The organism is Bacillota bacterium (genome assembly GCA_024655925.1).
Taxonomy (GTDB): domain Bacteria; phylum Bacillota; class DTU025; order DTU025; family JANLFS01; genus JANLFS01.
In genome coordinates, this window is sequence record JANLFS010000039.1 from 1 (window position 1) to 26,617 (window position 26,617).

Annotated in this window: 32 protein-coding genes and 1 pseudogene; 1 reads left to right on the top strand and 32 read right to left on the bottom strand. The window is 61.1% G+C overall.

From position 1 onward, the window contains the following. Window positions 1–78 precede the first annotated feature (78 nt). Window positions 79–270, top strand: coding sequence for a hypothetical protein (locus NUW23_07630; GenBank protein MCR4426041.1), 192 nt, complete (start codon window positions 79–81; stop codon window positions 268–270). A 323-nt stretch (window positions 271–593) separates the two neighbouring features. Here NUW23_07630 and ytfJ read toward each other — a convergent pair whose 3' ends face one another. The 32 genes and pseudogenes from ytfJ to NUW23_07790 all read right to left on the bottom strand — a co-directional run. Beyond that, window positions 594–1,034: a GerW family sporulation protein gene (gene ytfJ, locus NUW23_07635; GenBank protein MCR4426042.1), complete on the bottom strand. Its 441-nt coding sequence runs from the start codon at window positions 1,032–1,034 to the stop codon at window positions 594–596. A 1-nt stretch (window position 1,035) separates the two neighbouring features. Next, window positions 1,036–1,707 (bottom strand): DUF2953 domain-containing protein, encoded by a 672-nt coding sequence (locus NUW23_07640; GenBank protein MCR4426043.1) that lies wholly within the window; start codon window positions 1,705–1,707, stop codon window positions 1,036–1,038. A gap of 41 nt (window positions 1,708–1,748) precedes the next feature. Further along, the gene (scpB, locus tag NUW23_07645; GenBank protein MCR4426044.1) at window positions 1,749–2,297 is read right to left on the bottom strand and encodes an SMC-Scp complex subunit ScpB; all 549 of its coding nucleotides are present in this window, start codon (window positions 2,295–2,297) and stop codon (window positions 1,749–1,751) included. Further along, a complete protein-coding gene (locus tag NUW23_07650; GenBank protein ID MCR4426045.1) occupies window positions 2,266–3,021 on the bottom strand; it encodes a segregation/condensation protein A in 756 nt (251 codons plus the stop codon). The genes scpB and NUW23_07650 overlap by 32 nt, the downstream gene beginning before the upstream one ends. Then, window positions 3,018–3,998: a tryptophan--tRNA ligase gene (gene trpS, locus NUW23_07655; protein ID MCR4426046.1), complete on the bottom strand. Its 981-nt coding sequence runs from the start codon at window positions 3,996–3,998 to the stop codon at window positions 3,018–3,020. Before trpS ends, NUW23_07650 begins: the two co-directional genes overlap by 4 nt. A gap of 15 nt (window positions 3,999–4,013) precedes the next feature. Beyond that, the gene (locus tag NUW23_07660; GenBank protein MCR4426047.1) at window positions 4,014–4,643 is read right to left on the bottom strand and encodes a site-2 protease family protein; all 630 of its coding nucleotides are present in this window, start codon (window positions 4,641–4,643) and stop codon (window positions 4,014–4,016) included. A gap of 103 nt (window positions 4,644–4,746) precedes the next feature. Next, entirely contained in the window at window positions 4,747–5,856 is a 1,110-nt protein-coding gene (locus NUW23_07665) for a CoA protein activase (protein ID MCR4426048.1), read from the bottom strand. Then, window positions 5,846–6,796 (bottom strand): acyl-CoA dehydratase activase-related protein, encoded by a 951-nt coding sequence (locus tag NUW23_07670; protein MCR4426049.1) that lies wholly within the window; start codon window positions 6,794–6,796, stop codon window positions 5,846–5,848. Before NUW23_07670 ends, NUW23_07665 begins: the two co-directional genes overlap by 11 nt. Window positions 6,797–6,814: 18 nt before the next feature. Next, window positions 6,815–7,119 (bottom strand): annotated as a pseudogene (locus NUW23_07675) (SpoVA/SpoVAEb family sporulation membrane protein). 20 nt (window positions 7,120–7,139) lie between these two features. Beyond that, on the bottom strand, window positions 7,140–8,147 hold the full coding sequence (gene spoVAD / locus NUW23_07680; GenBank protein ID MCR4426050.1) for a stage V sporulation protein AD: 1,008 nt from the start codon (window positions 8,145–8,147) through the stop codon (window positions 7,140–7,142). A 3-nt stretch (window positions 8,148–8,150) separates the two neighbouring features. Continuing rightward, window positions 8,151–8,618, bottom strand: coding sequence for a SpoVA/SpoVAEb family sporulation membrane protein (locus NUW23_07685; GenBank protein MCR4426051.1), 468 nt, complete (start codon window positions 8,616–8,618; stop codon window positions 8,151–8,153). A gap of 9 nt (window positions 8,619–8,627) precedes the next feature. Continuing rightward, window positions 8,628–8,837, bottom strand: a complete 210-nt coding sequence (locus NUW23_07690; protein MCR4426052.1) for a dodecin family protein — start codon at window positions 8,835–8,837, stop codon at window positions 8,628–8,630. Window positions 8,838–8,883: 46 nt separating this feature from the next. Continuing rightward, window positions 8,884–9,561, bottom strand: coding sequence for a sigma-70 family RNA polymerase sigma factor (locus NUW23_07695; GenBank protein MCR4426053.1), 678 nt, complete (start codon window positions 9,559–9,561; stop codon window positions 8,884–8,886). Next, the gene (gene spoIIAB / locus NUW23_07700; GenBank protein MCR4426054.1) at window positions 9,561–9,986 is read right to left on the bottom strand and encodes an anti-sigma F factor; all 426 of its coding nucleotides are present in this window, start codon (window positions 9,984–9,986) and stop codon (window positions 9,561–9,563) included. The genes NUW23_07695 and spoIIAB overlap by 1 nt, the downstream gene beginning before the upstream one ends. After that, a complete protein-coding gene (locus NUW23_07705; protein MCR4426055.1) occupies window positions 9,983–10,333 on the bottom strand; it encodes an anti-sigma factor antagonist in 351 nt (116 codons plus the stop codon). Before NUW23_07705 ends, spoIIAB begins: the two co-directional genes overlap by 4 nt. Window positions 10,334–10,401: 68 nt before the next feature. Continuing rightward, window positions 10,402–11,607, bottom strand: a complete 1,206-nt coding sequence (locus tag NUW23_07710) for a D-alanyl-D-alanine carboxypeptidase (protein ID MCR4426056.1) — start codon at window positions 11,605–11,607, stop codon at window positions 10,402–10,404. A 70-nt stretch (window positions 11,608–11,677) separates the two neighbouring features. After that, entirely contained in the window at window positions 11,678–12,985 is a 1,308-nt protein-coding gene (locus NUW23_07715; protein ID MCR4426057.1) for a pyrimidine-nucleoside phosphorylase, read from the bottom strand. A 19-nt stretch (window positions 12,986–13,004) separates the two neighbouring features. Beyond that, window positions 13,005–13,913 (bottom strand): site-specific tyrosine recombinase XerD, encoded by a 909-nt coding sequence (gene xerD / locus NUW23_07720; protein MCR4426058.1) that lies wholly within the window; start codon window positions 13,911–13,913, stop codon window positions 13,005–13,007. Between the two features lie 77 nt (window positions 13,914–13,990). Next, window positions 13,991–14,629, bottom strand: a complete 639-nt coding sequence (spoIIM, locus tag NUW23_07725; GenBank protein ID MCR4426059.1) for a stage II sporulation protein M — start codon at window positions 14,627–14,629, stop codon at window positions 13,991–13,993. 43 nt (window positions 14,630–14,672) lie between these two features. After that, window positions 14,673–15,866, bottom strand: a complete 1,194-nt coding sequence (locus NUW23_07730) for an endonuclease Q family protein (GenBank protein ID MCR4426060.1) — start codon at window positions 15,864–15,866, stop codon at window positions 14,673–14,675. Then, entirely contained in the window at window positions 15,863–16,435 is a 573-nt protein-coding gene (locus tag NUW23_07735) for an NUDIX hydrolase (GenBank protein MCR4426061.1), read from the bottom strand. Before NUW23_07735 ends, NUW23_07730 begins: the two co-directional genes overlap by 4 nt. A gap of 4 nt (window positions 16,436–16,439) precedes the next feature. Continuing rightward, complete coding sequence (locus NUW23_07740) at window positions 16,440–17,558, bottom strand: DUF3866 family protein (protein MCR4426062.1); 1,119 nt, start codon at window positions 17,556–17,558, stop codon at window positions 16,440–16,442. 99 nt (window positions 17,559–17,657) lie between these two features. After that, window positions 17,658–18,194: a 2-oxoacid:acceptor oxidoreductase family protein gene (locus tag NUW23_07745; protein MCR4426063.1), complete on the bottom strand. Its 537-nt coding sequence runs from the start codon at window positions 18,192–18,194 to the stop codon at window positions 17,658–17,660. Further along, window positions 18,187–18,942, bottom strand: a complete 756-nt coding sequence (locus NUW23_07750; GenBank protein ID MCR4426064.1) for a thiamine pyrophosphate-dependent enzyme — start codon at window positions 18,940–18,942, stop codon at window positions 18,187–18,189. Before NUW23_07750 ends, NUW23_07745 begins: the two co-directional genes overlap by 8 nt. Next, a complete protein-coding gene (locus NUW23_07755; protein MCR4426065.1) occupies window positions 18,939–20,006 on the bottom strand; it encodes a 3-methyl-2-oxobutanoate dehydrogenase subunit VorB in 1,068 nt (355 codons plus the stop codon). Before NUW23_07755 ends, NUW23_07750 begins: the two co-directional genes overlap by 4 nt. Before the next feature lie 30 nt (window positions 20,007–20,036). Then, window positions 20,037–20,243, bottom strand: a complete 207-nt coding sequence (locus tag NUW23_07760; GenBank protein ID MCR4426066.1) for a 4Fe-4S binding protein — start codon at window positions 20,241–20,243, stop codon at window positions 20,037–20,039. Continuing rightward, window positions 20,240–21,325 carry a butyrate kinase gene (gene buk, locus NUW23_07765; protein ID MCR4426067.1) on the bottom strand — a complete coding sequence of 362 codons (1,086 nt, stop codon included), beginning with the start codon at window positions 21,323–21,325 and terminating at the stop codon, window positions 20,240–20,242. The genes NUW23_07760 and buk (NUW23_07765) overlap by 4 nt, the downstream gene beginning before the upstream one ends. 26 nt (window positions 21,326–21,351) lie before the next feature. Then, complete coding sequence (locus tag NUW23_07770) at window positions 21,352–22,251, bottom strand: phosphate butyryltransferase (protein ID MCR4426068.1); 900 nt, start codon at window positions 22,249–22,251, stop codon at window positions 21,352–21,354. A 15-nt stretch (window positions 22,252–22,266) separates the two neighbouring features. Beyond that, the gene (buk, locus tag NUW23_07775; protein ID MCR4426069.1) at window positions 22,267–23,349 is read right to left on the bottom strand and encodes a butyrate kinase; all 1,083 of its coding nucleotides are present in this window, start codon (window positions 23,347–23,349) and stop codon (window positions 22,267–22,269) included. 138 nt (window positions 23,350–23,487) lie between these two features. Next, window positions 23,488–25,698, bottom strand: a complete 2,211-nt coding sequence (locus NUW23_07780; protein MCR4426070.1) for a polyribonucleotide nucleotidyltransferase — start codon at window positions 25,696–25,698, stop codon at window positions 23,488–23,490. A gap of 85 nt (window positions 25,699–25,783) precedes the next feature. After that, window positions 25,784–26,053 (bottom strand): 30S ribosomal protein S15, encoded by a 270-nt coding sequence (gene rpsO / locus NUW23_07785; GenBank protein MCR4426071.1) that lies wholly within the window; start codon window positions 26,051–26,053, stop codon window positions 25,784–25,786. 217 nt (window positions 26,054–26,270) lie between these two features. Beyond that, window positions 26,271–26,617: ISLre2 family transposase (locus tag NUW23_07790; GenBank protein MCR4426072.1), on the bottom strand; the 347-nt coding region annotated here is incomplete at its 5' end.

Genomic DNA, 26,617 nt, shown 5'->3' on the forward strand with positions numbered 1-26,617 from the left:
GACAAACGGCCCTGTCAGTGACCCAAAGGCAAGTCCGGGATTCTCAGCGCCAACCGCGGCCCGTTCGGCGGGATCGGGATGGCACGATGGCGGAGGCAGCTCGCCAAGATCAACGCTGATACAGTCATCGTGTTCTTTGGCGGCTCTTACGGAATCTTCGGCCTCACGCAATTCGCCGCGCTATCCGGCGTCAGGGTCAAGATGTCCCCTGAAGAACGGCAGAGGACCAACGCCATACTGCGATCTTACGGGCTCAGAGCCGGACCCTGACGCATCAGAAACGAGCCGGATCAGATTTCACTCGAGCCGCCAGTCTGACGGCCTTGGGATAATGTGCCCTCAGAAGATGCCCACCCCTCACCCAGCATGCCTAAGCATACCTCCTGCCCAATTGCCAAGACCCAACTTCCCGACATAGGCACAAGAAAACCCGCAATATCGTGCTAATCCCATCAATTGGAACGCGCCGCCGCACGCTCAATGCCTCATGGCAACTTCTGGCAGACTATGTCATGACGTCAGAGTTGACAACTTGACAACTCGGGGTTGAGGACTACGAGGCCGAGCCTTAGCGCTGATGGTCACGACCTCTCTCAGGACGGGGGCACTGTGGGCTCGCACTGGACCTGCATTGTCTTGGGCTTGGGATGTGTCCCGAAGACCCTCGCGATGAGCTCGGGAGCAACATCCAGAAGCCTGTCGAGGATAGCGTCCCCGTTGACCGGCAAGAATCTCACCTGGTCGCGGCCGACCACCAAGAACCCCACGGGATGCAGCGATATGCCCGCACCGCTGCCTCCCCCGAACGGCGACTGGGTACCGCCGTTCCCTGCGGTGGCGCCGGCATTGGGTTCTGTACTGCCACACCAGTCCGTCCCGCCGGCAGCGAACCCGAAAGATACCCTGGAGACGGGCATTATGACGTTTCCGTCCGGGGTCTCCACTGGATCACCCATGATGGTGTTTACGTCCACCATCTGCGCGATGCTATCGAGCGTGGTCTTCATCAGGCCATCAATAGGGTGCTCGGGCATACTACCATCCTCCTCGACTCATGCCCTGGTTTCCCTGGTCACCGGTATTATGCCCCTGCCTGTTCCGGCCATTCCTCCCCCTCCTGAGGAGGCGATAAGCCCGCCTGAAGTTCCTCGACCGGATTATCGTCACGGGGACTATCTGAATCACGCAATCGAGCTCTGTCCTGAAGCCAGTCTCAGAAAACAGAGGGGTCACAGAGACTGCGGGGACATCACGGTCCCGGTCCCACCTTGCGAGAGCCAAAGCGAGAAGTGCGCTCTTCGCGGCAGCTAGAGCCCCTGAGGCCACTGCGGTGGCCGCGGCATCCGTGGCTCCGATGGAGGTGCGCCAGGTGAGCCTGATCAACCGGTGCCTTAGTGAAAGCAGTGAGATCACGGCCGGAACCCACCGGGAGAGTTCATTCAGCACCCGGTGCCCGGTATCCAGGACTTGGTCCAGGGCATCGGAGAAGTCCTGTACATCTCCTAGCTGCATCCCTCCACCAGCCAGGTGACGCCTGATGATCGGGACTTGGACGGCGTACGGCCACCAGGCGACTTTTACCACGAGCAACGTCTGGTTCGGCCCCCGCCTGACGGAGACCGACACTCGAATGGGCCAATGGGCTACAATGACGAGAAACACCAGGATGCCGACTGCAGCCAGGAAGGCAACAACAGCCCAGCGCACGGCGACCACTCCCGCGTGTAGTCTTCCGTGGGCAGGTGAGGTTATTCGGACGGCACCCCACTGCAGTCGGCGGCGTTGCCCGGTTCAGGGAGGGGCGGAAGGTCGTCGAGTGACCTCAGGCCAAGGTAGACTAGAAACTCCGGAGTGGTCCCGTAGAGGACCGGCCTTCCCACAGTGTTTCTGCGGCCAACCTCGGTGACGAGCCCCCGCTCCACGAGAGTGGACAGCGCCGAATCAGAGGCTACACCGCGGATCTTGTCGATTTCTCCCCTGGTTACCGGCTGCTTATAAGCCACAATAGCCAGGGTCTCCAGAGCCGCAGAGGACAGCGGCTGAACGCGTTCCCGCCGGGCCAGCCTCTCTACACATGCCTGATACTCAGGTTTAGTGAGGAAAATGTGCCCCTGTGACACTTCACATAGCTGAATGCCGGACTCCCCAACCGCATGTCTGTCTCTGATCTCTCGCACCAGCTTGCCCACGGTCGCCTCGTCGAGCTCAACCACGTGCGCAAGGTCCGACACGGAGATGGGGTCGGCGGACGCAAACAGGGCAGCCTCAATCGCTGCTTGTGCCTGTTTCAGGTTCAACCGTATCTCCTCCGGTAGCTGGGAATACCCAAATCTCACCGAACGGCGTGGGCTGGGACACAAACACTCGGCCCCGTCTTGCCAGTTCCAGGACAGCCAGGAGTGTCGCGATGAGAGCAGTTCGAGTGCCTCTGGGACCCAGGAACTCGAGCAGCCCCACGCGACCTTTTCGTGTGAGCGCCGAAAGGACCGCCACCATCTGCGCTGCCACCGGTATCTCATCCTTTGGCGCCTCGGTGAACTCATCCGGCAGGCTCTCGAGGACGTTCCGGAAGGCCTGGAGGAGCATATCCACTTCAATGCCTGCGAGTGGGTTGCCCCGGCGGGGGCACACAGGCAGTGGCACCCTTGGCCGTGCGTACGTGCGGCCCGCACGCTCCTCCTGTTCACGGAGGGCACGGGCCGCGTCCCGGAATCTCTTGTACTCGACAAGCCTGGCCACGAATTCCGCCCTTGGGTCCAACTCCTCCTCGATCTCCACCGACTCCGACACTGCCTCATCCGGCGGAAGGAGTGCCCTGGCTTTGATGTAGAGCAGCGTGGCGGCGATGACCAGGAACTCGGAGACCTGGTCTATGTCGGGCCACTCCATGTTGGAGATCTCAGCCAGATAGTCGTCAGCGATCTCGCTTATGGAGACCTCGCAGATGTCTATCTGTTTCTGTTCGATCAGATTCAGCAGAAGGTCGAGCGGTCCTGAGAAGACCGGAGTCTCAACCTTCATATCTTCATCGCGGCACGGACCGCAGCGAGGGTCTCCTTCGCAACCGGGTGAGCCTGCTCCGCGCCTCTTGCAAGTACTTCATCCACCCTCCCTGGGTTGCTCTCGAGCTCCCGTCTGCGCTCGTGAACCGGCGTCAGCATCGAGATGATCCTGTCTGCCAGGTTGCGCTTGCAGGCCACACACCCTACCTTGGCACCTTCACACTCCGTTCTTATCTCTTCTGTTTCGGCGGCACCGAAAGCCGAGTGATAGGCGAAGACCGTGCAGACATCAGGGTGGCCCGGGTCGGACTTGTGCACTCTGGCTGGATCGGTGATCATGCTTCCGACTGCCGCTCGGATGACCTCCGGAGGGTCCGAGATGCTTATGGTGTTGCCGTAGCTCTTGCTCATCTTGCGCCCGTCCGTCCCGGGAAGCATAGTCACTTTGGTCAGTTTGGCCTGGGGTTCAGGGAAAACCGGTCCGTACAGGTAGTTGAACCTGCGTGCGATTTCCCTGGTGAGTTCTATGTGTGGCAGTTGGTCCTCACCCACAGGCACAGTGTCAGCCTTGTACACGAGGATGTCGGCCGCCTGGAGGACAGGGTATCCCAGGAAACCGTAGGTAGTGATCTCCCGTTCCGACAATTGTTGGAGTTGTTCTTTGTAGGTTGGGCACCTTTCCAGCCAGCCGAGAGGGGTTATCATCGAGAACAGCAGATGGAGTTCTGCGTGCTCGCGCACATCAGATTGTTTCAATACAACACTGCGCTCGGGGTCAATCCCGGCCGCGAGCCAGTCTATGACCATCTCCCTGATATACTCGCGCAAGGAGGAGGTATCCTCGTACCCGGTGGTCAGAGCGTGCCAGTCGACCACTCCGAAGAAACACTCATAATCATCCTGAAGTTTGATCCAGTTGGTCAGGGCACCCAGCAGGTTTCCCAGGTGGAGTTTTCCGGTAGGCCTCATGCCACTGAATATGCGTCCTTTCTTCACCAAAGACCACCCCTGTCACATGATCGCGCGATATACAGCGGTTATGATGGGCCCGAGTATTATCCCGGCAGCAGGAGTCAGGACCAGCAGAAGCAGGATGAACGGCGCATACTGCTCGAATTGGTAGTATGCCCGGGCTCTCGGACCAGAGAGGAGAGACGAGAGGATCTTCGAACCGTCGAGCGGTGGCACGGGAATCAGGTTGAAGAAGCACAAACCGAGGTTCACCAGGACTGCGAATCTTATTGCCACAGCCGTGTAGTAAAGGAACGATGACGTGGTGAACATCCCATGCCCCGCGACAGCAAACAGAACCTTGTAGGCTGACGCGAACGCGATCGCAAGTATGAGGTTGGACCCCGGCCCTGCCAGGCTCACCAGCAACACGCCTCTACGCCTGTCCCGGAAGTAACCGGGGTTGATGGGCACTGGCTTCGCCCATCCGAACCTTTGGGTAATGATGAGTGCCAGCGTGCCTACGGGGTCTAGGTGCGCAAGGGGGTTGAGCGTGAGCCGTCCGCTCCATTTGGCAGTCCTGTCACCAAGCAAGAGGGCGGTGTAAGCGTGGGCGAACTCGTGGACCGTGAGGGAAAACAGTATCGCGGGCAGAGTCAGAACCAGCCTGACCAGGTCCAAGTCAAACATGCCTGGGCACCCCCTACCCGGAGATTATACCACATGACTCGGCGCCGCGTAACCCGCTGCCGCCGGGCGCCGGGCTTGACAGGCGGCGGGTGCCCTTCCCATCTCACGAAAGGACCTGCCCACCCGTCTGCACACGCCTTCTCCAGGCCAGAAGGTCGACGAAAGCCTCTATCCGCGTCTGGATCCCTGCATCTGCCGTCTGTTCGTCAAGGGTGATCGACATCACCGGTATCCCCTCGCGCTCACTCACAGATGGGAGTATACTCTCGGCCACAATCTCGGGCATACAGGTGAGTGGGGCAAGATGAACCACCCCGTCCACACCCGCCCTTGCCATCTCCACCGCGTGCCCCACACTCTCGAGTCCATGCCCCCCTACGAAGTAATTCAGGTAAGGCCGCGCCAAGGCTGCGGTGTCCGACTTCTTGCCCATCCGAAGGAAATCCATCACCACGTGCTGGCGCACCCAGGATGAGAGGGTGATGGGTTGGAGAACCTCCGCCCCCAACTCCCCCAGTCTCCGAGGGATATCAAGGTTCACTGCAGTCTCGAGGACCACGTACATCTCCCCAACGACTCCGACTCGAAGGTGTGGACGGGAGGAGTCGGCCTGCAAAGAGCATGAACGTATCCGCGACAGCCCTTCCCGGACGCCATCTCGGACGGCCCGGACGGAGTCCGCCTCGTCGAGCGCAGCAATGGCACTGCGATACTCTGAGGTTACTGCGGCCCCAGGCATCTGTCCCCACCTCGCTGCCAGCATTGCCTGGTCGAGCTGGTCAAGCCCGATCGTCTTCTCCCATCCCAACCACAGTGCCCGGGCCGCCTGCGCCGGGGTTACACGGCCGGCGATCCTTGCGACCTGCCTCAGAAGACCTCCGGGGTCCGCATGGAACGGTTCAAGAACCAGGAGTTCAGCTCGTGACTTTAGGTCCCGCATTATTTCACGCTGCAGTTCACAATAGTACCCAAGCCTACACGGCCCGATCCCACCGACCATGAGCAGAGCCTCGGCCCCGGCCTCAACGGCTTCGACGAAGTTGCCCAAAGTGACTTTGAGTGGAAGACATGAGCCTTCGGGCGCGTGTGTGGTGCCGATGTCCAGGGTCCTCCTGCTCGAGCGGGGTGGAACCACAACGTCCAGTCCAAAACCTTGTAGGATTGCCTTGAGTGGGATGTACGTGTTCCCCAGATGGGGAAAGCTAATCCTCACGGCCGGTCTTCCTCATCCACACCGTGTCGATGAAAGCCTCGAGCCTCGTTGCCACGCCTGCTTCTCCAGTATGTTCATCCAGGCTCAACAGCATAAATGGAACGCTCCGGCGCCTTGTTGCCTCTCTTTGCACAAGCTCCGCGATGAAGGACTCAGGCCCACACCCGAACGACGTCAGGTGTATGATCCCGTCCACCTCTCGTGACTCGAGCCACCTCTGTGCGGTCCCAATGATCCTCTTGCCGGGTGTCCAGAAGGGTACCTTCCGGCCAGGGCGAGACCGTGCCCATGCCGAAAGCTCCCGATCGGAATACCACCGGTCAGTCACAGGAGTGGCCCCGAGCGCCACTAGCCTCTCCTTGATGTTCATACTCATGTACGCATCGTCCAGGTTGTAGCGGTGCCCGAGAACCCCAATCGCGAGGTCTTGAAGGTTTCTTGCCATGTCCCGCGTCCTTGCCCTGAACCGGGCCTCCTCACGCCGAAGCCTGGCAAGGCCTCGTCCAAACGCCAGGACAGTTCGGGCTGGGTTCGCCCCGAACTCTCTGCCGAGTCTGGCCAGGTTTGCGGCGAAGCCGATCCCGCTCTTGGACAGGTCCACGCACGGGTCGAGAACGCGAGGCGCCTTGGGTAGGCATGCCCTTACCATGTCCGGTAGTCCCATCAGTTTTGGGCATATGAATGATGACCTCTCCACGCTCACGATCCGCGGAATGAACAGCGCATCCACCTTCCCAGTCAGGGCTGAGGCGTGCCCAAAGAAGACCTTCACAGGGAGGCATGCCTCGTCCACACAGGTCCTGACACCGGCGTTCAGAATGGTCTCATTGGTTTCCTCGGACACGACCACAGTTGCCCCCAGGGAGCTGAGAAGCTCTTGCCACAGAGGGAAGAACTCGTGAAAAAGGAGCCCTCGCGGGACTCCTACCGTGGGCCCCATTTACCACACCTGCCACGATCAAGCCTTCGGGTTCGCCACCAGGGCGATCAGGGTCCCAAACACGACCGCCGCGGTCACCCCCAGGCCTGTGAATTCGAACGCTCCTGTGAATAGACCGAGTGGCCGAACCCGGAGACGGGAATGAGAGCTCCAGCCCCTGCGAAGTTCACCAGGTTGTCATATACCCCCAGACCGGACAGTGCCGCTCCGACCACAGTGAACAAGACGAGAATGTGCCCGGGCGTGAGCTTGGATAGGTCAAGCACGGCTTGGCCCACCGCACATATGGCTCCTCCGACGAGGAACGCAATGACGTAGTCCAACTCCTCTGGTCCTCCTCACCTCACAACTCAAGTGCCACCGCGTTGGCCACAGCCGGAATTGACTCTCCCTGCTGAGTGGTAAGGGGTGACAGAAGGGCCCCTGTGGCTATAGCGAGGGCCCTGGAGATCTCGTTGTCCTGCATCCTCTTGCAGACATAGCCGCCCAACACCAGTGCCGAGCAGGCGCATCCCGAGCCTCCTGCCCCAGCCGTGGGGTCCCCTTGGAAGACCATCACTCCGGCGTCCTGGTAGTTGTCGCCCAGGATCACGCCCTTCTCCTTCATCAGCGCTCTGAAGATATTCGACCCGACAGCCCCGAGGTCGCCGGTGAATATGAAGTCGTAGTCTTCCGGCCTCCTGCCCGTGTCCGCAAGGTGCCGGAACAGGGTATCCGCGGCTGCCGGAGCCATAGCTGGCCCCATTTGGTTCGCGTCCTTTATCCCCATGTCCAGGACTGTTCCGACAGTAGCCTCCGTGATTTTTACCTTTCCGCCCGAGCTCGCCACCAGGAACGCGCCAGCTCCTGTGACGGTGTACTGCGAAGTGGTCTTCCGCTGTGTGTTCAGTTCCACCGGGTACCTGAACTGCCTCTCCGCGGTCTGGTAGTGGCTGCTCGTAGCGACGAGAACCCGGTCGGCATAACCTCCATCCACCAGGACGGCTGCCACAGTCAGTCCAAGCGTAGAAGTAGAGCATGCACCATAGATTCCCACGTATGGCACGCCAAACACTTCAGCCGTGAAACTGGCGGCAACAATCTGGTTCAGGAGGTCGCCGGCGACAAAGAAGTCTACCTGGTCTTGGGTAAGGTTGGCGTTCTTGAGCGCGATCTTCGCCGCATCCTCCATGAACCGCCTCTCAGCCTTCTCCGTCGTACGTTCCCCGAAGAGATCATCCGGCACAATCTCATCGAACCACGGCGCCAGGGGGCCCCGGCCTTCTTTAGGTCCCGCCACTGACCCGGTGCTCACGATTACAGGCGGGGTGGTGAACTTTATCGTGCTGTCTCCCACACGCTTCTGGGCCATGACTCACCCCATATAGAGCCATCGCAGAAGTGCGACGAATACTCCCGTGACTGTCCCGAAGACTAGCACCGGCCCGGCGATTATGAACATCTTGGCGCCCATGCCCATGACAAACCCTTCGCGCTTGAAGTCCATGGCCGCGGCCACGATTGTGTTGGAGAATCCTGTTATTGGGACTGCCGCCCCCGCCCCCGCGAACTCACCTATGTGATGGTATATGGAAGCACCTGTAAGCACCGCACCTATCAAGATCATGACTGCCAGGGTTGGGGCCACCGCGTCGTCCAAAGACATGCCGGAATTGACGAATGCGTTCAAGACACCCTGTCCAACTGCACAGATAAGCCCGCCAACGACAAATGCGCGACCCATGTTGCGGGCAAGGGGCGGCTTTGGGATCAGACTGTTGGCGAGTCTCTGGTACTTCGCCTGTTCGTTTCGTTTTTGCTTTCTCTTGCCGGGGCTGGACATTGCGACCTCCTAGTCGGTGCCATCTACCGCGAACGCGATCTGTACGTTCGCTTTATACTCCACGATCCGGCCGTCCTCGACCGTTCCGGTCATGTTGAGCACCCGCACTCCTGTGATATTATGGACAGTCTTGGCAGCCTCCCGGACCGCCACCTCCACTGCATGGTCCCAGCTCCGGTCAGACTCGCCGAGGAGCTCGACGACTTTCGTGACTGTCACGCTCGTACCTCCTTCACAGGGGCTAGTATGCGCGGTGATGTTCCTTTCATTCACACTGCATATGGCGGCGGAGTGCGTGGAGGGCAGCTTTCTCGATCCGGTGGACCTGTGGTTGGGACATGCCGAGGCTGGCCGCAATCTCGGTCTGAGTCATTTCGCGGAAGAACCGCATGGCAATGACCGACCGTTGGACCTCTGGAAGCGAGCGCAGGGCGTCTCGCAGCGCCACGGAGTCGATGACAGAAGCGTCCGGCGCTGCCGGGCCAGGAATCAGGTCGAGAATCGGGGGGGATTCGGAGTCAGAGGAGACTGTTTCATAGATGGAGACTGCGGGGGCTTCTGACTCCAGGGCAAGCGCCACTTCCGCAGCGCCCACTCCGACCCTCGCTGCGATCTCGGCGACAGACGGTTCGCGCATGAGCTCGGCCCGGAGCGAGTCCTGAGCTGCCAGGCATTTGCCTCCGAGCTCCCGGACAGGCCTGGGAATGTGGGTGGGCCCCTTCCCGCGCAGGTAGGCCCTTATCTCTGACACTATGCTGGGGACCGCATATGTGCTGAAAGCAAAGCCCCTGGACGGGTCGTACCCGTCCAGGGCACGAAGAAGCCCCACACATCCGGCCTGAAAGAGGTCTGCCAGCTCAGCGCGGCCCGCGAACCTCCGCGCCAGGTTCATCACGAGGCCTGCGTGACGCCTGACGACAGCCTCCCGCTCCGGATCGAGCATTACGATCCCTCTGGGGTAAAGGACATAGTGACCACGGTGCCACTTCCCGGGGAAGATGAGATCTCGAACGAGTCAGACAGAGCCTCGATCAGAGTGAGCCCCATCCCCATGCGCTCCGGGTCCGAGCTGTACCCCGGGGCCCTGGCGGCCTCGATATCGGCTATCCCAACTCCCTCATCGCGGACCTCCACCCGAAAACCCCTGTTGAATACCTCCAACACCATCACGACGGGGCCAGGATCTCTCGGATAGGCGTGGACGACGCAGTTGGACACGGCCTCTGATACAGCGAGCTTTATGTCCTCCAGCTCCTCCAGGGTGAACCCGAGAGACGCAGCGAAACTTGTGGCGGCCACGCGGGCGAACCCGAGGTTGTCAGGTATCGACAGGAACTCCACCCGCGCCCGGTTCACCTGGTCTGTCATTCCGGTCCCCCCGTCTGGGCGCGAAGCGCCTCTTCTTTCGACTCATACACCGGGATCAAGCCTGGGAGCCCAACAAGGTCCATTGCTCGTCTGACCCCCGGCCTGGGAGCGGTTATGATCAGGGAACCTCCTCGAGCAGCGAGTCTCTTGTACCGGCCAAACAGAACTCCCAGGCCAGAACTGTCGATGAAGGTCACTGCCGCGAGGTCGAGGAACACTCGCCGTGCAGAGCGGTTGGAGTCTATGACGTCGTCCAATCGGGCCCGTAGATCCTGGGCGGTGGCGAGGTCAAACTCTCCCGACGCCGCGATGAAGAGGTCCGGGCCCTTTGCATTCCACTGGATCAAGAGTCACCCTCCAGTCGCGAGCAGAAGATCACCGGGAGATTCTTCACCCGGCACCGGTTTCCTCCCGCTCACGACCGGAAAAGGAAGATCGATCTGAATATCCCCCGGGTGGAACGGACCACGAGAGGGACGAGGGAAGCGCGCTTCACATCTTGCGCAGAGACCACGTCGACTGCTCCGACCTCCACGCCATCTCGGAATGCGGACATCTTGCCCACCGCCTGGCCCTGCGACACCGGCGCCATGACCACGTTCGGGACAGTCAGCCGCGCTTCGATCTTCGCTTCCTCACCCCGCCTCACCACCACGGACAGGTCCCGGTCCACTGTGAGAGGAACAGTCTCCGCGACACCCTTCGCCACTCTCACCTTCGCGATTTCCTGGCCAGCTCGAGCCACGACCTTCGCTTCACACACGCGGAAGCCATAGTCCAGGAGTTTCCGAGCGTCAGAGAACCGCACGTCACTGGTGGGTGCACTAAGCACCACAGACACCATGCGCACTCCGTTTCGGAGTGCTGTGGCTGACAGACAATACTTCGACCGGTCGGTGTATCCGGTCTTGAGGCCGTCCGCCCCCTCGTAGAACCGGATCAGCCTGTTGGTGTTGGTGAGCATGTTCTTCCCGTCACGCACGTACCCGATCCAGATGGTCAGCCACTCGTGTATCTTGGGATACTTGAGCAACTCCCGCGACATAATTGCGACGTCGCGGGCGGTCGAGAAGCAGTCCTCTTCTGGAGTGCTGCCGGGCAGACCGGTGGCATTTATGAACGAGGTGTTGTTTGCTCCTATCTCCCGGGCCTTCGCGTTCATCATGTCCACGAAGGCCTCCTCCGTGCCTGCGACATGTTCAGCAAGAGCCACGGATGCGTCATTCGCGGACTCTATTGCGACCGCCCGCAGCAGCTCGGAGACGGCCATCTGCTCTCCGACTTCCAGCCATATCTGAGAGCCCCCCATCGACGCGGCGTGCTCTGATGCAGTAACAACATCATCTAGGCTGATACGTCCCGACTCCAAAGCCTCCATCACGAGAGCCAAGGTCATGATCTTCGTGACGCTCGCGATCGGGCGCCTCTGGTCAGCGTCTTTTTCCCAGAGCACTGTCCCGGACCCCGCCTCCACCAGGATAGCCGACGGGGATGTGATCTTGAGGTCTACTTCCCCCGCGGCCGGCGCGGCTTCCACCTTCGACATTGCAAGGGCCGCAAGCAGAAGCACAACCGTGGCCATAATACCAAACCGAAAGAGGGCAAGTTCTGGGCGCGACAAGAGGCAGACCCCCTTTGTTTCGTCTCTCGAGGACAGCATATTCGAGGGTCTGCGCCGTTATACGGCAGGGTCACGCGTCCACAGCCTCATATACCAGAGGGGGTGCAGCGACTGGCGTTTCGCTGATGGAGAAAGCCCCGTCTGCTATGGAAGCTCCTTCCTCAAGCTTATCGCGGCTGGACGCGTAGAGAGTCGCGAGACATTGCCCCGCGTGCACCTCATCGCCTACTTCCGCATGAGTCACAAGGCCCACGGAAAGATCGATGGGATCCTCCTTCCGCGCTCGTCCCGCACCCATGGCCATTGCCGCGCGCCCAAGCGTCAGGGCGTCCGCCCGGGCTACGTGCCCAGAGCCCCGAGCCACCACCGCCCGCTCAAAGGGCGCGACCGGGAGGCGCTCCGGGAAGTCTACGTACGTGGGGTCGCCACCCTGTGCCGCCACCATGTCTCTCAGTTTTGCGAGGGCAACCCCGGACTTGATCAACATCTCCAGGTGTTCCCGGGCCGTGCCGAGCTCCTCGTGCACCCCGGCGAGCACCGTCATCCTCGACGCCAGTTCGAGGCAGAGCTCGAGCAGCCTCCGAGATCCTTCACCTCTCAGAGTGTGGACGGCCTCTCGAACCTCCAGAGAGTTGCCGACCGCTCGCCCAAGCGGTTGGCTCATGTCCGATATGACTGCGGCCGTCCGTCTTCCGGACATCCGGCCTATCTCGACCATCAGAGAAGCGAGGTTTCTGGCATCTGCAAGCGAACGCATGAACGCCCCAGAACCCACTTTGACATCGAGTACGATGACATCAGCCCCGGTTGCGATCTTCTTGCTCATTATGCTGGCGGCAATCAAAGGGATACTGTCCACCGTGGCGGTGACATCCCTGAGCGCATAGAGGATCTTGTCCGCCGGCGCGACGTCCGCGGTCTGGCCTACCACGGCAACCCCCACAGTGTTTACCTGGGCGATGAACTCGCTGGGAGCGAGCGAGATCCGGAAGCCAGGGATCGATTCGAGTTTGTCCAAGGTCCCGCCGGTGTGTCCGAGCCCCCGACCGGACATCTTGGCCACGCGCGCTCCCGCTGCCGCCACCAGAGGTGCAAGAACTAGGGTAGTGGTATCGCCTACCCCTCCCGTGCTGTGCTTGTCGACTTTGACTCCTCGGATTCCTGCAAGGTCGACCAACGCGCCGGAATGCGCCATCGCGAGAGTGAGGGCAGTCGTCTCCTCGGGTGTCATGCCACGGAAGTACACCGCCATTAGAAGGGCGGTCATTTGATAGTCTGGGATCTCACCGCTGGTTGCCCCTCTGATCATGAACTCGATCTCTTCCCGCGAAAGCTCACCCCCGTCACGCTTCTTCGCTATGATGTCCGGGACTCTCACAAGAACTCCCTCCCTCAAGCTACGCCCTGGGGTGGTATCGGTTGTACACCTCCCGGAGCTTGGCCCGGGTCAGGTGTGTGTAGATCTGAGTAGTCCGGATGTCCGCGTGCCCGAGCATCTCTTGAACAGACCGGAGGTCAGCCCCGTTTGCCAGAAGATGCGTCGCGAAGGAATGACGCAGGGTGTGAGGGGTTATCTCCACCCTGATCCCACAAGCAGCCGCCCTGCGCTTGATTATCTTCCAGAACGCCTGGCGCGTCATGCCTCGTCCCCGGTTCGTGAGGAAGAGGGACTCGTCCGACGTCGCACCCCCGAGGGCCCTCCGACCCGCCGCCAGGTAACGGCGAAGCGCCTCTACCGCACACGCGCCGACCGGCACTATTCTCTCGCGGTTGCCCTTACCCACGCACCTCACACATCCTAGTTCCAGGTTCACATCAGCGGTGCGGAGCGAGATCAGCTCTGACACACGCAACCCAGACGCATAGAGCAGTTCAAGCATTGCACGGTCTCTCAAGCCCCTGGCGTCCCCTTTTCCACCCCGGGATAGAAGCTTGTCCACCTCACTCACAGACAGGACTCTGGGAAGCCTTTGCGGCCTCTTCGGGGCTTCAAGGTTGAGGGTGGGATCCCTGTCCATGTGACCTTCGCGCACTAGGAACTTGAACAGGCCCCTGATAGCCGAGAGCTTCCGCGCGGCGGACGTTGGCGCTCCCCCTGAGCTAATAGTCTCAGCGACGAATCCAGCCACCGAGGAAGGGGAAGCATCGAAGATGTCTCTGTCCTCGGGATTGTCTGATCCCCTATTCAGCCTGGCCAGGTATACCCCGAAGATCGTCAGGTCGCGGGCGTACGCCGAGAGCGTGTTCTCAGAGAGCCCACGCTCCACCGCAAGGTAGTTGAGGTACTCCTCTACACAAGGCAGCACCGCGTCCACCTCCTGTCCCGTTTGGCCGAGGCAACCTAGCTTTCGACGAAACCAGGTAGGCTCCTCCTCATCCGACGTCAGGAGGCGAACCTTGCGGCCATGACGAGAAGCGCCGGAGAGACATACACCTGAACGAAAGACGCAAGGACTAGGAGCAACGCCGCGGCCCCTGCTGCGAACGCGGACTTCGCGAACGCGACGCCGGGATCAGCCTCCATGGCCAGAAGTCGCTTTTTCACCACGGACCAGGAAAACGCGGACGAGGCTGCGGCCACGATGAGAAGAGCGGGCACAGCCAGGACATTGTGGGGCAGCACCGACGCCAGGGCAGCCGCCACTCCCGGCGCCGCCATCTCCCGCACCATGAAAGCGACTGTGAAACCGGCAGAAAACCCCCTGACGAAGAGGACGACGAAAATCCCGGGCAGCCCCACAACCGTCACACCTAAGGCCCAGATAATCGCGGCGGCGTTCAGGTTCGCTGCCAGGGAGTTGGACACAGCCGGGGTGTGGTCCTCAGGCAGAGTCCGTCTGAGGCTCAGAAGCCCGGTTTCGAGATACTCGAAAACCTCCGCACTGCCTTCACGAAGAATGGACGCATAGACCGCGCCGAAGCAGATGCCTGTCAAGAACACCGCAAAGAGCAAGGAATATGTCACGATGTTGGAGCGAACGTGGGCGAAGACGAGTTCCGAGAAGGTGCCTGCCTTCACCATTGCACACACCCCCTGTCCAAAAGGTATGCGCAACTGTGAAACGTCATGACTCCTCCGCCACCACCGCTTTCCCGTAGGTGCCACCTCCACCCGCAGCCACGCGCAACTCGCCTTCGCGCGCAAGCACGATGCGTTCCGCCAAGAGCGGTCCAACCACCTCCGAAAGGTCTTCTAGACCTGCCCGGTGCAGGATCGCCATCTCGGTGCCGAAAGCATCTATGAGCCGGTCCATTGTGGCGGAGCCTACCCCCGGCACGAATTCGAGAGGAACTTGGTGCTGGTACGGAGGCCGGTGGTCCGGATGCACGGGCCTCTCGGTGTCCGCGATTTCCGCGATGCGGTCTGATACTCCTATGACCAGTCTGACACTTCCGCACTCCGGGCAGACCCGCGGCGATGCCGCAACAGAGAACCTGGCACCGCAATCCTCGCACGCCGTGAGGTGGTACTTGCCGAGTCTTGGGTCCAAGCCGAAGTTGGCGACAACGCGTCTGCCTGCCCGGCGTGAGAGCGCAAGAGCTACTTCGCGGAAGGACGCCTCCTCGAGAAGCATCACGTTGTACTCCCGTCCGAGTTTGGGAAGGGAGTGCGCGTCGGAGTTGGACAGGAATGTATAGTCCCGAAGCTCCGCGATGCGGTCCGCCATGTCTGTGTCCGCCGACAGTCCGAGCTCTACTCCGTCCACGAGTTCTCTCTCCTGCCCCAAGAAGACATCTGAGAGACGCCTTGCGCACGTGCCGTACAGGCTCCTGTGTGGAGTGAACGCATGAGCCACCACGAACAGCCCATCATGCCGTCGGGTGGCTGCTGCCAGCTCTCTCGCCCCCATGTTGGCCCGCTGCGTGCTGAGGTTCATGTTCCTTATGTGGCCCGCCATCTCCCGGGAAAACGCACGCACTTGAGTGAGAGTCGGAAAGAACGAGAGGCAGTGGGCGGTGCCGCCCGCCGGACAGGGCGCCTCTACTTCGGCCCCGGCGATTACCGTCACTTGGTCCAGATAGCGGAGTCCTCCACCGGGCAACTCCACCATCTCCCCTGCCCGAACTAGCCTGTCGATGTCCGAAAGGACCCTGGGGGAGGCACAGTCGATGACCCCCACTATCTCGATGCCTTTGCGCTTGGCGGCCTCCCGGGCGATGTTCTCGAAGGTGAGATCCCGCGCCCCCGCCACCTTGACCTTCTTGCCTTCACTATTCCTGCCGATATGTGCGTGCAGGTCCACAAAGTACTCTTTCAAGAAGCGGGACACCCTCCCTGAGGTACCGGGAGCCCGCGCGTCCAGGCCATGAAGAGCAGGCCTGACAGCGTTTTCCCATCTCTGATTCGCAAGCCGCAGATGGCATCCGGAATGTCTTCCGGATGTAGGAATTCTGTCCTGACGAACTCGTCCTCGTCGGGTGCGGCATCGCCGGCCTCACGTACCTGGGCAACGTACAGCCGCATGAACTCCGTCGCGAATCCGACTGCCAGAAAGAACCCGGCCACCTGCTGCAGTCGGATTGGCTCAAGCCCAGTCTCCTCCAGAAGCTCTCTCCTTGCGGCCTGTTCCGGATCCTCTCCGGGCTCAATCCTTCCTGCGGGGATCTCCAGGAGTTCTTCACCACCGGCGTACCGGTACTGCCTGACCATGACAACCCGGCCGTCCGGAAGGATCGGGACTACGGCGACAGAGTCCCGTGTGACCACTATCTCTCTTGTGGCGGTGCGCCCATTGGGCAGGGTTACGACGTCCCGGTGGACACTGAGGATCCTGCCCTCATAGACCGTGTCAGAAGACACGGTACTCTCTGTAAGGTTGTTGTCCAAACTATCACTCTCCCAAGACAAACTCCCGGGCGTACACCCCGCCTGCTCCCGCCGCCAAGAAGAACTCCGGGTCATCTTCTGGCGACCGCCCCATCGTCGATACTCGGATGCCCCGGGAACTGAGAAGAGACAGGGCCGGGCGCCCGGGGCGGAAGACCAGTTCGTGTCCTACCTCCGTGGCGGCGTTCTCCAGGCTTGTCGTCAGGGCCCCGATGAACTCCCGGTCGCCGTCGGAAGGCAGCACACACCGCACAGGAGTACAGCATACATCTCTGAGGACGGTCAGAGTGTGGTGGCTCACGCCCCGATGTCTTGGCCTGGGGTCCGCACGGGATATTCGCGGGACCAGGATGGGGACGCCCCCAAGGCGATTCACCGCGTCCGCCATGTATCCCTGCTCTATCCCGGAGAACCCATACCGGGTGCCGGTGCCCACGATGCCAGGCCCCATGGAGACCACAGCCGCGTCACATCTCGCCACCGCCTTAGCTGCCACAAGCGCGGAGTGGACCGTCACTGCCTCGATGTCGCCTCCGAAAGCGTGCCCCGCAGTTATCGTTACGCTCAGGAGGCCATGTTCACGGAGTTGATCCACGAGTTCGCTCAGAGCGATCGGAAGGGCCGCCCCGTCGGTCATGATGTAGGCGACCCTGGGAGGCTTGACCCCAGTGGCAGCAAGCCCAGCCAGCGCAGGTGGCACCATACTGTGGAGCTCACAAAGCACCACTGGCATCCCGAGGAGGCCCCGGAACCCTTCGATGGCGCCAGCGTTTGACGGGTCCTCCTCGTAGCTTCCCGTGCAGACCTGCATCGGCATGTAACGGGCTTTCATGATGTGCCCGCGGAGCGGGGGATTAAGCGATTGCCTTCCTTCGACCCAAATGACGAAGTGGCGTCCGCCGGATCCAAGACTGAGGCTGACAGCGGTCACGTTCAAGATCACGGAGTCCCCTGGGGCCGCAGGCCCTGTGAGCTCGGGGTAGCACACGGCCGTCTCCTCGTCAGATCCTGTCCCTTCTTGCTCACCGCCTGCCCCCTCAGGAACCATCTTCACCGCAAGTTCCTGCATTCCGTGTCGGTCCGCAGTCACTCTAACTACGACCCCTCTGCGCGCCCTGATCATTGCCACACCGCCCCCCCAGCCTAGTCTTCCCAAGCCGAGAGAAAAGGCCCGGAGCCAGTTCTCTGGCCCCGGACCCATCCGGCACACAGGAGCATCGCTCTATTGTGCCAGGAGTGCCCCTCTTGCGAGTGCCTCCTGGTTCAGGGGAATCAGGTCATGCCTGCGTTCAGGCAGAACCTTCTTGAGCGACTCTACTACGGATTCGATCTTGACGACACGGGTTGCAGCGATCAGGGCACCGAGGGCGCACATGTTCGCGACCTTGTCGTTGCCCAGTTCGATTGCGATTTCGTTGGCGGGGACGGCTATGACCCGCACGTCTTTCCTCTCGGGCTTGCGGTCGATGAGTGAACTGTTGTAGACCAGCACTCCGCCGGGACGGATCGCGCGCTCGAATCTGTCCAGAGATGGGCGGTTCATCGCCACCACACACGTGGGCTCGGTCACGACTGGGGATCCTATGGGTTCGCTTGCGACCACCACCGAGCAGTTGGCAGTGCCTCCGCGCATCTCGGGCCCGTAGGAGGGGAACCATGAGACACTCTTTCCCTCGAGCATGCCCGCGTAAGACAGGAGTTGCCCCATGACCATTACTCCCTGCCCACCAAACCCGGCCATGACGATCTCCTCAGCCATTGGAGGCCACCCCCTCCGCCGTCCTGAACTCTCCCAGTGGGAAATAAGGGATCATATTGGCCTCGAGCCACTTCATGGCCTCATGAGGAGCCATTCCCCAGTTCGTTGGGCAGGTGGATAGGCACTCGACCATGGCAAACCCCAGCCCCGCCAACTGCACTTCGAAAGCCTTCTTGATCGCCCGCTTCGCCCGACCCACATTCGCTGGAGAGTTCAGCGCCACTCGTGCGATGTAGGCAGCCCCCGGAATCGTGGCCAACATCTCGGAGACTCGGATCGGCTTCCCGGCGTGCGATTCCCGCCGCCCGTACGGGGATGTCGTGGTCTTCTGGTTCACGAGCGTGGTCGGAGCCATCTGCCCGCCTGTCATGCCATATATGGCGTTGTTCACGAAGACCACAGTGATTTTCTCGCTCCGCATCGCCGCGTGCACGATCTCCGCAGTACCGATCGAGGCGAGGTCACCGTCACCCTGGTAGGTGAAGACAACTGCATCCGGCAGAACGCGCTTGATACCAGTCGCGACTGCTGGTGCCCGCCCGTGGGCGGCTTGCTGCATGTCGAACTGGAAGTAGTCGTAGGCAAGAACGGAGCAACCCACTGGGGCAATGCCTATAGTCCGCTCACGTACCCCCAGCTCGTCCACGGCCTCTGCAATCAATCGGTGGATGATCCCATGAGTGCACCCCGGGCAGTAGTGGGTCAGCCTTGGGGCGAGAGATTCGGGGATGCTAAATACCTGCTTCACGCTCTCACCTCCGATCGAGCGAGTTCCCTGACTTTGTCCAATATGGCCGAGGCCGACGGGATGACCCCACCAGAGGTACCGTAGAACCGAACATCTGCCCGGCCGTTCACCGAGAGCCGGACGTCCTCCACCATCTGCCCCTGGCTCATCTCCACTGCGAGGAAGACTGGCTTCCGGGCAGCCAGGTCGAAGATAGTCTTCTCGGGGAATGGCGAAAGGGATATCGGCCGCACCAACCCGGCACGGATGCCCTCGGCGCGGGCCCTGTCCACAACAGACTTGCATATCCTCGCGGTCGTTCCGTACGCCACTAGCACGACATCGGCGTCTTCACAGGCGATGGTCTCAACGCGGACCTCATTCTTCTTGGCTTCCTCAAACCTTGCAGCGATCCTCAGATTCCGCTCGAAGAGTTTGTCGGCGTGCAAGCTCAGGGAGTTGATCACCCTGGGTGCCCGTCCACGGGCACCGTCTGTCACCCAGTCACCTTTGGGGAAAGGCCCAGGAAGGGGTTCCGGGAATTCCACCGGTTCCATCATCTGACCGATTATCCCGTCCCCCAGGATCATCACTGGCGTTCTATACTTCTCTGCGATATCAAAGGAGCCCATGACGAGATCGACCATCTCCTGGACTGACGCGGGCCCGAAGACTATCAGGTGGTAGTCACCGTGCCCACCCCCCTTGACCGCCTGGAAGTAGTCACTCTGGGCAGGCTGGATACCTCCGAGGCCGGGTCCCCCGCGGACCATGTTAACCACGAGGCAGGGGAGTTCAGCGCCGGCGATGTAGGACAGACCTTCCTGCTTGAGACTGATGCCGGGGCTGGATGAAGATGTCATGACTCTGGCTCCTGCGCCGGCCGCGCCGTACACCATGTTGATGGCGGCAACCTCGCTCTCGGCTTGCAGGAAGACGCCTCCCACCTCGGGAAGTCTTCGCGACATGTACTCCGGGATTTCGTTCTGCGGGGTGATCGGGTAACCGAAGAAGAAACGGCATCCGGCTCGCACCGCGGCCTCAGCCACTGCCTCGTTCCCCTTAAACAGCTTGCGTTCAGCCACCAGTCTCTCCCTCCTTTGTCACGCGGGAATTCACGGCTTGAACACCTCAATGACCGCGTCGGGACACATCCTGGCACAGATTGCGCAGGAGGTGCACGCTTCTTCGTCCGCGAGTATGGCTGGGTGGTAGCCATTCGCGTTGATGTGTTCCGCCATCCTTATGGCATGCTTGGGGCAGAAGTGGAGGCACAACTCGCACCCCTTGCACTTCGCCTCGTTGAACACGACTTTCTTCACAGGCTTCCTCCTCCCCTGGTAATCCGTTTCGCCCTCTCCGTCCCGGACAGGACGCGCAGTCCGGCCTCTGCGAGGGCCTCCATTTCGTTCTCACCTGGGTACACCATCACCGGAGCTATGAACTTAACCCGCTGGGTGATCCAATCCACGAGCATCTGGGATCGAGCGGCGCCCCCGGTCAGGATGATGGCATCGACGTTGCCGGAAAGGACAGCCGCACATCGGCCGACCTCCTTGGCCACCTGGTAAGCCATGCCCTCGTAGCAGAGGCGAGCATAGTCGTCCCCTTCTCTGATGCGTTTCTCCACTTCGATGAGGGAGTTTGTGCCGAGATAAGCGACGAGTCCGCCGCCGCCGACTAGCTTTCGGCGCATCTCGCCCTCAGTGTACTTGCCAGAGAAGCAGAGTCTCACCAAGGAGGAGCACGGCAGCCCGCCAGAACGCTCAGGTGAGTACGGTCCGTCACCATCGAGAGCATTGGCGACCTCGACCACCCGGCCACCTCTATGTGCCCCGACGCTGATGCCGCCACCGAGGTGGACGAGGATCAGGTTGAGGTCCGCGTAGTCACGTCCGATGTCGCGGGACGCCGCACGCGCGACTGCTTTCTGATTGAGGGCATGGAAGATGCTCTTCCGTTCTATCTCTGGAAGCCCGGAGAACCTGGCGATGTCATCAAGCTCGTCCGTGGTCACCGGATCAGCGATGAACGCGGGGATCCCCAGTGGCGTTGCGATCTCCCGGGCTATCAGACCTCCCAGGCTGGACGCGTGGCCGATGTCATACTCGCGCAACGCTGCGATGAGTGCATCATCCACCTCGTACACCCCTCCCTCCATGGGAGGCAGAGGACCACCCCTCCCTACTACTGCGGCGAGGGATTCCCCGGGTATCCCCGATTGCTCCAGGAACCTCACAACCGCATCCCGCCTGAACTCGAACTGGTCCATGATCCTGGGATACGATTTGATCTCCTCCGCATCGTGGTGGAGTGTCTCCGAGGCCACGCACGAGCCGCCTTCGAACACTGCAACTTTGGTGGACGTCGATCCGGGGTTGACGATCAGAAGCCTTGGCGTCATGAGCGTCTCACCACCTTGCGGCTTTGTCACCCTGACACGACTATGGCCAGGGCTATGGACCAGAGCCTGGTCATGGGGGAATCGGATCGAGAGGTGAGTACAATTGGAGCCCTCGCCCCTGCGATGATCGCTGCCGCCTCGATCTCTCCGAAGTGCACCATGGTCTTGTAGATCACGTTTCCGGTCTCGATATCCGGCACCAGCAGGATATCAGCCTGTCCCGCGACAGGGCCCGAAACCCCTTTATGCTTAGCCGACTCCAAGGACACCGCATTGTCGAGGCCAAAAGGCCCGTCCACGATGCAGCCTCGGATCTGTCGTCTATCACTCATCTTGGCCAGGATCGCCGCGTCGACGGTAGCTGGCATGTCTGGGTTCACCAGCTCCACCGCGGCAACGCACGCAACTTTGGGGACTTCGCACCCAAGCTTGTGCGCTACATCCACGGCGTTCTGGATTATCTGCACCTTCTCCGCCAGAGTCGGCGCAACTACCATCCCACCGTCGGTCAGGTAGAAGAACCGATCGTATCGCGGGGACTTCAGGATAGCGCAGTGGCTCAGGAGTCTCCCTGTCCTCAGGCCCACATCCTTATCGAGCACCGCCCTTAGGAGGTCCCCTGTGCCAATCAAGCCCTTCATGAGGATGCCGGCCGCCCCGCGGCTGACGAGTTCCACAGCTCGTCTTGCGGCAACGGAGGAGTCCGGCTCATGAACTAGTTCCATCCGCGAGAGATCCAGACCGATCGATGCCGAGATGTCCCCGATCGCCTGCCGGTCTCCTACGAGAGTGAAGTCGGCAAGCCCCAGTTCAGAAGCGATCTTCACGGCTTCCAGGACCTCCGGATCCTGAGCCGCCGCCACGCTCACCCTAGCCGGGGCGTGGGACCTCGCACGTTCGATGAGGGTATCGAATCCGGTTGCCAAAGCCTTGCCCCTCCCTTATTCGTAGACTCGTATGGTCTCGAGGCCCGCCAGGGCGCGCATTGCTCCCTCGGCGAGAGCCTCCATCTCATTTTCGCCAGGATAGGTGTAGATCGGTGCGATGAACACACATCTGCGCCGTATGTCGCTGACAAGCCTATCCCAATGGGCAAGCCCACCGGTGAGCGCGACCGCGTCCACCTCTCCCGCAAGTACCGTCGCCGCTGCACCGATCTCCCGTGCGACCTGGTACCCCATCGCCTCTGCAACGGCGAGTGCACGGGAATCGCCCCGGGATATCATGGCTTCGACTTCGCGGGCATCGTTCGTCCCGAGGTAGGCGACGAGCCCTCCCTTTCTGGTTATCTTGTCGAGCATGTCTCTCTCAGTGTACAGGCCAGAATAACACATCCGGACCACGTCGCCCGAGGGCAGGGACCCGGTCCGCTCAGCCGAGAACGGGCCTTCGTCATTGGCGCCGTTGACATCCACCATCTTCCCATGCTTGACGGGAGATATCGAGATCCCACCACCCATGTGGGCGACGATGACGTTGACTGAGCAGAGATCACGCCCGAGCGCCCGCGCAACCTTTCGCGCGGTGGAGCGGATGGACAACGCGTGGAGGAGTGACTGGCGTGGGAGCTCAGGCAAACCTGATAGGCGCGCCAGCGGTTCGAATTCGTCCACCGAAACCGGGTCGACAATGAACGAGGGAATCCCGAGCGGGTCGGCTATGGCTCGGGCTATTAGACCGCCCAGGTTAGACGCATGTTGAGCCCTGACTGCATGGACGAGATCATGGGCCATCCGGTCGTTTACGGCATAGACGCCGCCGACAAGAGGTTTGAGTGCTCCGCCACGACCCACGCAAGCATCGAGATCCTCAAGGTTGAGCCCTGCGCGACTGAGCTCTTGGAGTATAGCGTCTTTCCGGAATTCGTATTGGTCAGCTATGGTGGTGAACTTCGAGAGGTCTTGTGAGGAGTGAGGGATGTTCTCTGAGTAGGTGGGAGTCTCCCTGACATACCAGGCGATTTTGGTGGATGTGGATCCTGGGTTGATCACCAGTACGGTATAGGCCCACTCCAATACACTCATGTCTCCAATCGCCTCCCAGTCCCCATGTGCACGCACTGGTGTATATTCGCCTCGCCGCGAAATATCCCTTCACGTACACGAAAATAGCCGGAGGTGTTCCGGCCATCTCTCTACATACGTGTTAGGAGCCTCACTTCGTCAGCGCCTTCGGCCAGCGTCCCGTGTTCGCCCGTCGTTCGGCCTCGGCTCCCGCGGCCTCGCGACGAAGTCGCGCCCTCTCGTTTGGCCTCCTCCTGCTGGCGCTCCGGCGGCCTCGTCCCTTGCGGGCCTTGGGAGCATATCTTTGCGCGAGAGGTTTATCCTGCCCTGCTTGTCGATTTCCGAAACGCGGACGGTGATTTCGTCCCCGACCGACACGACATCCTCCACGGTCGCGACTCGTTCGTGAGACAGCTGGGAAATGTGCACCAGCCCTTCCTTGCCTGGAAGGATCTCAACGAACGCCCCGAACGGCATCAGGCGTGTGACCTTGCCTGTGTACACCTCGCCCACGCCGGGATCGCGAACGAGCTTCTGGATCATGTCCGCTGCCTTCTCCACGCCTTCGACGTCAGAGGACGCTATGAACACCCTGCCGTCGTCCTCGATGTCGATCTTGGTGCCAGTCAGCTCGATGATCTTGCGTATCATCTTGCCCCCGGGTCCGATGACCTCACGGATCTTATCGGGATCGATGGTCAGCGTCATCATTCTCGGCGCATAGGGCGAGAGCTCGGTCCTGGGCGCGGGAAGCGTCTCGAGCATCCGTTCAAGGATGAACATCCGCCCTTCGTGGGCCTGTCTGAGCGCGGCCTCAAGAATCTCCCGGGACAGCCCGCGGATCTTGATATCCATCTGGATTGCTGTGATTCCGTCCCGCGTGCCAGCCACTTTGAAGTCCATGTCTCCGAGGGCATCCTCAATGCCCTGGATGTCGCTGAGAATAGCGAAGTTGTCCTCATACTTGACGAGTCCCATGGCCACCCCGGCCACAGGCTTCTTGATGGGCACACCTGCGTCCATCAGCGCAAGAGTGCTTCCACAGATCGACGCCTGACTGGTGGACCCGTTGGATCCGAGGACTTCTGACACAAGGCGTATGGTGTAGGGGAAAGCGTCTTCCGGCGGGATCATGGGCAGAAGTGCACGCTCCGCGAGAGCGCCGTGACCGATCTCGCGTCTCCCGGGGCCGCGCATGGGCCGGACCTCACCGACGCTGTAGGGCGGGAAGTTGTAGTGGTGCATGTACCGCTTGGATTCCTCAAGGCCAAGCCCGTCCAGTATCTGCTCGTCGCCTACCGCCCCCAGTGTGCAGGCGGTGACGACCTGTGTCTGACCCCTCTGGAAGAGTGCGGACCCGTGCACTCTGGGAAGGAGCCCAACCTGGCAGGAGATCGGCCGAATCTCGTTGAGGTCCCTGCCGTCCGGCCTGCTCCGGTCGATGGTGATCATCTTCCGGACGATCTCCTTCAGGAGCTTGTCGAGTATGGCTGCTGCCTCCCGAAGAGGTGCCTCCTCACCCATCTCTTCTGAGATGCGCGTGAGAGTGGCCTGCTTGACAGCGTCCACCATGTCCTCCCGAGCGAGCTTGTCCGGGTTCCTGACCGCGGCGGCCAAGTCGGCTTCGGCCATGTCGCGGACCCGGGCAACGAGTTCCGGCGCAGGCTCGAAAACCGGCACCTCGATCTTGGCCTTGCCCACCTTGGCGATGATTGTGTCCTGGAATTCTATGATCCTCTTGATCTCCTCGTGCCCGAACATGATGGCCTCGAGGATTTGATCCTCGGGGACTTCGTCAGCACCCGCCTCCACCATTAGAACCGCGTCACGCGTGCCTGCGACGACCAGTGAGAGGTCCGACTTCTCGGCCTCGTGGGCGTCGGGGTTTATGACGAACTGCCCGTCCACGCGCCCGACTTTCACGCCTCCTATCGGGCCGAAGAAAGGAATGTCGGAGATGGACAGGGCCACCGATGCGCCGTTCATGGCGAGAATCGACGGCTCGACGCCGGGCTCCACCGACAACACAGTCGCCACCACCTGGACGTCATTGCGGAACCCTTCGGGGAAGAGCGGACGGATGGGACGGTCTATCATCCGACCAGACAGGACCGCGGCCTCGCTAGGCCGGCCCTCCCGCTTGATGAAGCCCCCCGGGATCTTGCCCACGGCGTAGAGCCTCTCTTCGTAATCCACGAGCAGCGGGAAGAAGTCGATGCCCTCGCGAGGCTGGGAGGACATCGTCGCAGTGACCAAGACGACCGTATCCCCGTACCTGCAGAGCGCAGCCCCGTTCGCTTGCTGCGCCAGGCGGCCGACTTCGATCTCAAGCCTCCTTCCTCCTACCGTGGTCTCGAATACCTGCTGCATATGTCCTGTATACCTCCTCAATGTCGCGCTTGAGCGCGCAGCTAACACAAGAGAGCGGCGGCACCGCTCTCAGCGCGTTTGGCGTCTACTTCCTCAGTCCGAGCTTGTCGACGATCACCCGGTACCTCTCCACATCGTTGGCCTTCAGGTAGTTCAGGAGGGCCCTCCGCTGCCCCACCATCTTCAGCAATCCGCGACGGGAGTGGTGGTCTTTCTTGTGGAGCTTGAGATGGTCCGTGAGGTAATTGATCCGCTCCGTCAAGATCGCCACCTGGACCTCCGGAGAGCCGGTGTCCGAGTCGTGGAGCCTGAACTTCTCGATGATAGCTTTCTTCTGCTCCGGAACGAGAGTCACTATGCTTTCCCTCCTCATTTGGCAACCGCCCCCACCAAGAGAGCCGTCGGAGACTCGGCGGTCCTAGTGTGGGGTTGATTCGGGCCGCTGGCGTAAGCCTGCGCCCGGCCACAGGACCAATTCTAGCACAGTTGAAAATGACTGTAAACGTCAGCACCTGGCGCGTCCGTGTCAAGAGTTAGTAGGTAAGCTCCCCTTGTTCGTGTCGGATTTGTCCCTAGGCTACCTCTTGGACTGATGTGATTGCGCGGAAGACATGCTTTATCCACTCACGGCTGGCGAACGGCCCGGTCAGGGCTGGCACCTTTGCCCTTAGCCACGCTTCGACATCCTCCGCCTGGGCGCTCATCCGCCCTATGTCGACCGTAGGCAGTGTCATCGACTCTGGGGCCGGACTCGCTTTTCGCCCAAGATGGCGCAAGAGCTCGTCATTGCTCTTTGCGGCGAGGAGCCGGGCCATCCGGTCGGCGCCTTCGGGTGTCCACCGGGCCCCGATCCTCTTCATCCGACGAGCTATGGTGTGCCTAACCTGACCCTCGATCGCCCCCAGGCGGTCTTCTTCAG

Coding starts and splice junctions, on each gene's coding strand:
- NUW23_07630 (MCR4426041.1), top strand. CDS start 79: ATGGCACGATGGCGGAGGCAGCTCGCCAAGATCAACGCTGATACAGTC.
- ytfJ (MCR4426042.1), bottom strand. CDS start 1,034: ATGCCCGAGCACCCTATTGATGGCCTGATGAAGACCACGCTCGATAGC.
- NUW23_07650 (MCR4426045.1), bottom strand. CDS start 3,021: ATGAAGGTTGAGACTCCGGTCTTCTCAGGACCGCTCGACCTTCTGCTG.
- NUW23_07660 (MCR4426047.1), bottom strand. CDS start 4,643: ATGTTTGACTTGGACCTGGTCAGGCTGGTTCTGACTCTGCCCGCGATA.
- NUW23_07670 (MCR4426049.1), bottom strand. CDS start 6,796: ATGGGGCCCACGGTAGGAGTCCCGCGAGGGCTCCTTTTTCACGAGTTC.
- spoVAD (MCR4426050.1), bottom strand. CDS start 8,147: ATGGCCCAGAAGCGTGTGGGAGACAGCACGATAAAGTTCACCACCCCG.
- NUW23_07685 (MCR4426051.1), bottom strand. CDS start 8,618: ATGTCCAGCCCCGGCAAGAGAAAGCAAAAACGAAACGAACAGGCGAAG.
- NUW23_07695 (MCR4426053.1), bottom strand. CDS start 9,561: ATGCTCGATCCGGAGCGGGAGGCTGTCGTCAGGCGTCACGCAGGCCTC.
- spoIIAB (MCR4426054.1), bottom strand. CDS start 9,986: ATGACAGACCAGGTGAACCGGGCGCGGGTGGAGTTCCTGTCGATACCT.
- spoIIM (MCR4426059.1), bottom strand. CDS start 14,629: ATGGTGAAGGCAGGCACCTTCTCGGAACTCGTCTTCGCCCACGTTCGC.
- NUW23_07740 (MCR4426062.1), bottom strand. CDS start 17,558: ATGATCAGGGCGCGCAGAGGGGTCGTAGTTAGAGTGACTGCGGACCGA.
- NUW23_07745 (MCR4426063.1), bottom strand. CDS start 18,194: ATGGCTGAGGAGATCGTCATGGCCGGGTTTGGTGGGCAGGGAGTAATG.
- buk (MCR4426067.1), bottom strand. CDS start 21,325: ATGACGCCAAGGCTTCTGATCGTCAACCCCGGATCGACGTCCACCAAA.
- buk (MCR4426069.1), bottom strand. CDS start 23,349: ATGAGTGTATTGGAGTGGGCCTATACCGTACTGGTGATCAACCCAGGA.
- NUW23_07780 (MCR4426070.1), bottom strand. CDS start 25,698: ATGCAGCAGGTATTCGAGACCACGGTAGGAGGAAGGAGGCTTGAGATC.